The sequence below is a fragment of the Photobacterium indicum genome, from assembly GCF_003026215.1.
GTDB classification, from domain to species: domain Bacteria; phylum Pseudomonadota; class Gammaproteobacteria; order Enterobacterales; family Vibrionaceae; genus Photobacterium; species Photobacterium indicum.
Genome location: NZ_PYOC01000033.1, coordinates 1 through 728, shown reverse-complemented (window position 1 = coordinate 728; position 728 = coordinate 1). Strand labels below are relative to the sequence as shown.

1 protein-coding gene is annotated in these 728 nt (G+C 49.2%); it reads right to left on the bottom strand.

Features of this window, described 5'->3' with window-relative positions; translation table 11 throughout:
• A partial coding sequence (locus C9J47_RS27540) for a hypothetical protein (protein ID WP_170107585.1) occupies positions 1-728 on the bottom strand: 728 nt, incomplete at both ends.

Sequence of the window (728 nt, the reverse complement as noted above, 5' to 3'; positions counted from 1 at the left end):
TATTGGTGGATTCGCTGTCACCTTGGTCAATTGGACCTGTTACGGTAACCTTATATGAACCGTCGGTATCGACAGTTACCGTCATCACGGTGTCGCCAGCACTATCAAGTACTGTCAGGGTATCGCCAGTAGCAGTAAAGGTAGTTGGCAGACCATTACTCGTAATGCCAATTAATCCTGGTTGGTCAGCTTGGAAAGCAATCGTATGAATCGCATCAGAGCCCACATCCAATGGGATCTGACCACTAATCACATCACCTTGTTGTGAAGATTCATTGATCGTAACGCCTGTATCCGTGCCGAATGTAGGATCGTCACCGTCTTTAAGAATGATGCCCACTGTGGCCGGTGTCGTCAGATCATCGCCATCAGTATCTTTGGCTTGAACCGGCACATTAATATGAAGTTCGTCGTTTTCAGACCTGATGTAGCCCGTTGTATCACCCGTGTTGTTGTGATCCAATGGCACGTTTTGCGCAATATCAACGGTCACCGTTAAATCTTGACCGTCTTGTACCGCAGACAGCTTAACCGTCAGCGCCACCTCAGTACCCAACATACCGACGATGTCACCATCAGCATTCAACGAGAAGGTTAACGCTTGGCCGCCTGAGGTCAGTTCAGCCGCAAGCTCTGCCATCAAGTCTGCCACTTGAGCTGGGTCCACTTGAACAGAGTCAGGGACTAAACGGTCTTCACCAGCGATTAACGCAAAATCACCCGACTGT